The 1,334-nt window shown below is 50.6% G+C and carries 2 protein-coding genes; both read left to right on the top strand.

Going from position 1 to position 1,334, the window contains the following annotated elements; genetic code table 11:
• A partial coding sequence (locus Q0231_RS10505; RefSeq protein ID WP_299347640.1) for a magnesium transporter occupies positions 1 to 564 on the top strand: 564 nt, incomplete at its 5' end.
• 351 nt (positions 565 to 915) lie between these two features.
• Positions 916 to 1,334: DUF1489 domain-containing protein (locus Q0231_RS10500; RefSeq protein ID WP_299347639.1), on the top strand; the 419-nt coding region annotated here is incomplete at its 3' end.

Genomic DNA, 1,334 nt, shown 5'->3' with positions numbered 1-1,334 from the left:
CGTTTGGCTGGTGTTGGTGACGAAGAGATTTCAGATAACGTTTGGGATGCCCTTCGTAGCCGTGTGACATGGTTGATGGTCAACTTGGTCACCGCAGTTTTGGCCTCTTTGGTGATTGCCCAATTTGACGCGACTATTTCGCAAATGGTGGCGCTAGCGGTGCTTATGCCCATTGTCGCCTCAATGGGCGGGAACGCGGGCACGCAAGCGATGACCGTGACGGTGCGGGCGCTTTCGACAAAGGAATTGGATCGATTTAACATCCGCCGCTTGATCACACGTGAAGTACTTGTGGGTGCGCTAAACGGGGTCATATTTGCGCTAATAATTGGTGTTGTAGCGACTGTATGGTTTTCCAGTCCGTTGCTTGGCGGCGTCATTGGGGTTGCGATGGTTATCAATATGTTTGCGGCAGGTGTGTCTGGAATTCTTATTCCGATCGCACTTGACCGATTGAATATTGACCCCGCTGTTGCTTCAACCGCATTTGTGACAACGGTAACTGATGTTGTTGGTTTCTTTGCGTTTTTATGGCTCGCGGGTCTTGCGTTTGGGCTGCTCTAACCGGTTGTTATGCACCAATTTATGCACAGGGGCATGCGACTAAATACTAATGCTTGCATTGCTCGCTATAATTAATTATCTGTTAAAGCTCCGGCGGCGCTTTGAGGCGATGCTGGAGGGGTGAAACAAATATAGGAGACTGCATGCGCAGCCAATCTAAGGCGGTATGTTGGCGGGCAGCAACTTGGACATTCATTTGTCTGCTGTCAGTTGGACTACTCGTATCAGTCATCGTCAGTGCCTAGACACTAACTCTAGGTTATTTGGCAAATTAAACGGGGCGCGGTCAGATTGATCAGCGCCCCTTCTTTTTGACTTGTTAGAGTCAACAATCGCTGCAAAGTTTGCTTCATGATTCATTTGATAAAATTATCGGTTGGAACCACTTCTATCGACGAGCTCGCTGCCTATCGCGCAGCGCTGGTACAAAGTGGAATGGGACGGCCAGATGGTCTTGCTTGGCACCGTACAAGAATGATGCCCAAACGCGCTGAGGAGCTGTTGGCTGGTGGGTCCATTTATTGGGTGTTTGGGGGCAAGATTCAGTGCCGACAACGTATTGTGGGCTTGGAAGCGGGCACAGACGGCGAGGGACGTTCTTTTTGCGACATCGTTATGGATCAGGAGTTGGTGCCTACTGTTCCTCAGCCCAAACGCCCTTTTCAGGGCTGGCGCTACCTCAAAGTTGATGATGCGCCAAAGGACATTTCTTCGATTGGTGGGTCGGAACGGCCACCGGAAGAAATGGCACAAGCGCTTGCCGAATTAGG

The sequence above is a fragment of the uncultured Maritalea sp. genome, assembly GCF_937139385.1.
In the GTDB taxonomy this organism is placed as follows: Bacteria; Pseudomonadota; Alphaproteobacteria; order Rhizobiales; family Devosiaceae; genus Maritalea; species Maritalea porphyrae_A.
The sequence above is the reverse complement of the archived record's forward strand: the minus strand, read 5'-3'. Positions and strand labels throughout refer to the sequence as shown.